Source organism: Trebonia sp. (genome assembly GCF_049794275.1).
In the GTDB taxonomy this organism is placed as follows: Bacteria; Actinomycetota; Actinomycetes; order Streptosporangiales; family Streptosporangiaceae; genus Trebonia.
Window position 1 is genome coordinate 1 of the sequence record NZ_JBARCR010000141.1, and the last position, 5,116, is coordinate 5,116.

A 5,116-nucleotide genomic window follows, 5' to 3' on the forward strand; every position below is an offset into this window, starting at 1 on the left:
GCCGGCATCGGCGGCCTCGGCGGCGCCACAGGGGACCGGGTCTGGCTGGAGTCCTGGGTGCCCGGCTCGGCGAGTTGCGTGTGGCAGTTCAACGCGCTGTACTGGCAGGCCCTGGCGGCCTGGGAGAAGACCACGGGCAAGGAGTACGAGCAGGCGCTGCCCGGCGGCGAGAGCGACGCGCGGAACTCCGCCGCGGCGCGCGACCTGATCCTCGACCTGTTCAAGATCTGGGACGAGCTGGCCAACCGCAGGGCGCTCCCCGAAGAGCTCTACGTCCTCGAACTCGGTGTCGGCAACGGCGCCCAGGCGCGCACCTGGCTGGATGAGTTCACCGAGCTTGACAGGCGGCACGGCCGGGACTACTACCGGCGGCTGCACTATCTGATGGGCGACTACTCCGCGCACGTGCTCGACAGGGCGCGGGAAGCCGTCGCGCATCACGGCGACCACGTCAGCGGCCTGGTGCTCGAGGCCACCAGGCTGTCGGGAAGCGTCGGGTTCCTGTCCGGCAAGACGTTCCTCGTCTACATCTCCAACGTGTACGACAACCTGCCGAGCGACGAGATGGCGGTCATCCTCGGCCGGATCTACCTGGTGCAGGTCCGCTCCTTCATCGGCGGCGCGGCCGCGGACGAGATCGCCGCGACGTTCGGCGTGCCGCGGGCGGAGATCGCCTCGCTGGTCAGCCGCCTGCTGCGGATCGGTCCTGAACTGCTCAGCGAGTCGGTGCCCGGCACGTTCCCCGACACCGAACGCGCCGTGCTGTTCTGGCAGTCGGCCTGGGCCGCGCTGCGCCAGGCCGAACGGTACGTGCCGCTGCAGGGCCTGGACACCTACCAGGTGACGCCCTCGCTGACCGGGGAGATCCTGCGCCCGCTGCTCGCCGCCGAGGGCGACGTGCGGATGCACGTCAGCAACGGGGCGCTGAGCAGCTTCGCGGACACCCTCCCGCTGCTGCACCCGTACGGCCGGGTGGTCTGCCACGACCTGTTCACCACGGACTCGGGCCAGTACCGGACCGGCTTCTACGGGCCGGGCAAGTACGACGGCTCGACGGTCAACTGGGTGAACGGCCCGCTGCTGCAGCTGTTCGCGAGCCGCCGCGGCTTCGACGTCAGCTTCGCGCCGTTCAAGGAGCGGCCTGGCGCCAACATCAAGACGCTGACCGCGCAAGTCCGGGATTGAAAAACAGATGATTCCGAACGGAAGCACACGACTCCTGCTGCCCACGACTGTGGTGGGTTCGTACAGCGTGCCCGAGTGGCTGGAGCGGCTGAAGACCGAGTTCTACCAGCGCCGGATCAGCGCCCAGCACCTGACGGAGATCCACGAGGTAGCCATCAAGGCCGCGGTCAAAGACCAGGAGCGGGCCGGCATCGACATCGTCTCCGACGGCGAGCTGCGCCGGGACAACGATATCGACTACTTCCTGGCCAGGATCCCCGGCGTGTACATCGCGCAGCGGGCCAAGTCGGACTACTACGACTACTACGAGGCCCAGGTCACCGCGCCGCTGCCGGAAGACGCCGACAAGTCCACCCTCGGGCTGGCCACCGACTTCGAGTTCACCAGGCAGCTGACCGACCGGCCGGTGAAGTTCTCCTTCACCGGGCCGTTCTCGCTGTCCCGCAGGATCGCCGACGGCGCCTACGGCGAGCCCGCCGACCTGGTCCGCGCGCTGGCCACCCGGCTCAACGCCGAGGCGAGGGCGCTGGCCGACGCCGGCGCCACCTTCCTGCAGATCGACGAGCCGTTCCTGGCCGGCTACCCGGAACAGGCCGCCCTCGCCGTCGAGGCGGTCAACATCGTGACCGACGGCGTGCCGGTCAGCTGGGCGCTGCACGTCTGCTACGGCAACAGGTACGCCAGGCCGTCCTGGGAAGGGCACTACGACTTCCTGTTCCCCGCCGTGCTGGCCGCGCGCGTCGACCAGCTGGTCCTCGAGTTCGCCCGCAAGGGCCTTGAAGACCTCAGGCTCATCAAGCAGTACGCCTGGCCGTCCTCGCTCGGCCTTGGCGTGATCGACGTGAAATCGGCCACGGTGGAGACCCCCGACCTCGTCGCCGCGCGCATCCGGCGGGCCCTGGAATACGTGGAGCCCGGCCGCCTCATGATCAACCCCGACTGCGGGCTGCGGCATCTCGCACCCGAGGTCGCCCGGCGCAAGCTGCACGCTATGGTGGCTGGCACGGCAATCGTCCGGTCCGAGCTCGACCGTGCAGAACCTGACTCCCCACGCACAGGAGATAACCATGGATAGCGGATTCCTCTTCACTTCCGAGTCGGTGACGGAGGGCCACCCGGACAAGATCGCGGACCAGGTCTCAGACGCGGTCGTCGACGCGGCGCTCACCGGCGACCCCTTCTCCCGCGTCGCGTGCGAGACGATGCTCACGACCGGCCTTATCGTGGTCGCCGGCGAGATCACCACCGCGTCGACCATTGACTACGCCGCGGTGGCCCGCAAGGTGGTCAACGACATCGGGTACGACAACGGTGAGTACTATTTCGACGGCAACGCGGTCGGCGTGATCGTCGCGATGGACCGGCAGTCGCCGGACATCGCGCAGGGTGTGGACACCGCGCACGAGGGGCGCATCGGCGGCTCTGAGGACCCGCTGGACCGGATCGGAGCCGGCGACCAGGGCATGATGTTCGGCTACGCGACGAACGAGACGCCAGAGCTGATGCCGATGCCGATCACTCTGGCGCACCAGATATCGAAGCGGCTGTCCGACGTCCGGCACTCCGGGCAGCTGCCCTACCTGCGGCCGGACGGCAAGACCCAGGTGACCGTGCGGTACGACGACAAGGGCACGCCGGTCGCCATCGAGAAGGTGCTGATCTCCACCCAGCACCAGGACGGCGTGGAGAGCAAGCTGCCCGAGGCGCTGTGGGAGGACGTGGTGACGCAGGTCCTTCCTGCCGACCTGTACGACCCGGCCAGGCTGCGCGAGGAGTTCTATGTCAACCCGACCGGCCGGTTCGTGATCGGCGGCCCGGTCGGCGACACCGGGCTCACCGGACGGAAGATCATCGTCGACACCTACGGCGGCTTCGCGCGGCACGGTGGCGGCGCGTTCTCCGGCAAGGACCCGTCCAAGGTGGACCGCTCGGCCGCGTACGCCGCCAGGTACGTCGCGAAGAACATCGTCGCGGCCGGCCTCGCCGACCGCGCCGAGGTGCAGGTGGCCTACGCCATCGGCGTCGCCAGGCCGCTGTCGCTGCTGGTCGAGACGTTCGGCACCGAGAAGATCGCCAAGCGCGCGATCGTCGAGCTGGTCACCGAGAACTTCGACCTGCGCCCCGGCGCGATCCTGCGCGACCTGGACCTGCGCAGGCCCATCTACCAGCAGACGGCGGCCTACGGTCACTTCGGGCGCACCGGTGACACCTTCACCTGGGAGCGCACGGACAAGGCCGACCAGCTCCGCACCCAGGCGGGTCTGGCCTAGAACGGGGGGCGGACGACCGACTGACGTCCGCTCGCCTGAAGTCGTGCCCGGCCGCGCTCAAGCGCGGCCGGGCACGCGCTATTGGCCGGCGGGGTTTTCCCGGGCTGCGACAGCTAACGATTGCAGCGACCCGGTTACAGAATGTGGTAATTGGCTCGGTGACGTTACCAGAGCGACGGAAGCGATTGTGCCCTGCCGCAATAATCGCGTTCCCGTTTTAGCGTGCCGCGCGGTTGTTACCGGTCACGGCCTGTGTGATTCTCACCGGTGAGGGGTTACACTGCGCAACTCTTGAGCGGGGGGGAAACGTGATGAAAACGTATTCAGACTCAGGGGTACCTGAGTCCATCACCGACGATAATCCTACCAAAACGCTCGATGGCATCTGGAACTATCGACCACACCACCGAATCACAAGGGCAGTGCAAAGAAGCACCGTTTTCACAATGAACGCCGTGCTCTTCGTCTAGCCCCACCGGCAGCGGGCGTTGGTTTACGCAACGTCACGAGACCGTTCGGAAGAATACTTTTGCTGTCAGCCACGAGAAGGCAGAACACATGAATAGACACCCCGGTAGGCGCACGCGGATGCTGCTCGCGACGCTCGCGGCGCTCTCGCTCGGCGTCCTGGCCGCCTGCAGCAGCTCGAGCTCGTCCAGCTCGAGCAGCTCGCCGCCCGCGAGCAGCTCGTCGGCGTCCGCCTCGAGCAGCGCCAGCACCACCAGCACCTCGGCCTGCGGGACCAAGCCCGGCGTCGCGGCCACTGGCACGCCGATCAACATCGGCGCGATCAACACGAAGCAGAACGGCACCGACTTCAGCGACATCGAGAACATGACCGGTGCCTACTTCGCCTGCGTCAACGCGAACGGCGGCATCAACGGTCACCCGATCAAGTACTTCCCGGTCACCGAGCAGACGAACCCGTCGCAGATCGCCTCGCTGTCCAAGCAGCTGGTCACCAGCGACCACGTGGTCGGCATGGCCGGCAACAGCTCGATCATCGAGTGCACGATCGACCAGGGCTACTGGAAGAGCGTGGGCATCTACGCCCTCGGCGCCGGCATCGCCCCCGAGTGCTACTCGACCCCGAACACCGCGTCCGTCAACATGGGCCCGCGCTACTCCTCCGACGGCGCGGTGTCGTACGTGATCTCCCAGGGGGCAACCAAGATCGCCTTCGACCAGTCGAACGTGCCTGGCACGACCTACATCGCGGCCGGCCCGAACGCCATCGCCAAGGCCAAGAGCGTGCCGATCCAGGACTTCACCGAGAACGTGCCGATCACCAGCGCGGACTCGATCGCCATCAAGCTCGTCAACGCGGCGGGCTCGAACGGCGCGGTGGTGCTCAACTTCACCCCGCCGGAGGCGCTGCTGATCCTGCAGGCCGCGCAGAAGCTCAACCTGGAGGACCGGGTCAAGTCCTGGGCCTGCTCCACCCCGTGCAACACCGACTTCCTGGCCACGGCGCTGGGCCCGAAGTGGAACAACAAGCTGTTCGTGAACGCCGAGCTGACCCCGCTCGACGGGAACACCAGCCCGACCGCGCAGCTGTTCGACGGCATCCTCAAGCAGTACGGCACGGACGTCTCGGGCGGCGTCGGCTCGTTCTCCGAGATGGGCTTCGTGATCGGCGAGATCGCGACGCACGCGCTGGA

5 protein-coding genes are annotated in these 5,116 nt (G+C 67.5%); 4 read left to right on the forward strand and 1 reads right to left on the reverse strand.

Features of this window, described 5'->3' with window-relative positions; all coding sequences use genetic code 11:
• From WA805_RS03970 to metK, 3 genes are all read left to right on the forward strand, one after another.
• Nucleotides 1-1,185, forward strand: a 1,185-nt coding sequence (locus WA805_RS03970; protein WP_425241667.1) for a class I SAM-dependent methyltransferase, incomplete at its 5' end; no start/stop codon positions are given.
• A 7-nt stretch (nt 1,186-1,192) separates the two neighbouring features.
• Nucleotides 1,193-2,260, forward strand: a complete 1,068-nt coding sequence (locus WA805_RS03975) for a hypothetical protein (protein ID WP_422277608.1) — start codon at nt 1,193-1,195, stop codon at nt 2,258-2,260.
• Nucleotides 2,253-3,455, forward strand: a complete 1,203-nt coding sequence (gene metK / locus WA805_RS03980) for a methionine adenosyltransferase (protein WP_425241668.1) — start codon at nt 2,253-2,255, stop codon at nt 3,453-3,455. Before WA805_RS03975 ends, metK begins: the two co-directional genes overlap by 8 nt.
• A gap of 503 nt (nt 3,456-3,958) precedes the next feature.
• Here the strand turns inward: metK and WA805_RS03985 are convergent.
• Nucleotides 3,959-4,291, reverse strand: a complete 333-nt coding sequence (locus tag WA805_RS03985; RefSeq protein WP_422326164.1) for a hypothetical protein — start codon at nt 4,289-4,291, stop codon at nt 3,959-3,961.
• On the opposite strand from WA805_RS03985, the gene WA805_RS03990 reads away from it, so the two are divergent.
• Nucleotides 4,290-5,116, forward strand: an 827-nt coding sequence (locus tag WA805_RS03990; RefSeq protein WP_425241669.1) for an ABC transporter substrate-binding protein, incomplete at its 3' end; no start/stop codon positions are given. The two genes, WA805_RS03985 and WA805_RS03990, sit on opposite strands and share 2 nt — an antisense overlap.

Bases quoted from the DNA above. Each gene is read 5' to 3' on its own strand.
- metK (WP_425241668.1), top strand. From the start codon at position 2,253: ATGGATAGCGGATTCCTCTTCACTTCCGAGTCGGTGACGGAGGGCCAC.
- WA805_RS03975 (WP_422277608.1), top strand. From the start codon at position 1,193: ATGATTCCGAACGGAAGCACACGACTCCTGCTGCCCACGACTGTGGTG.
- WA805_RS03985 (WP_422326164.1), bottom strand. From the start codon at position 4,291: ATGTTCTCGATGTCGCTGAAGTCGGTGCCGTTCTGCTTCGTGTTGATC.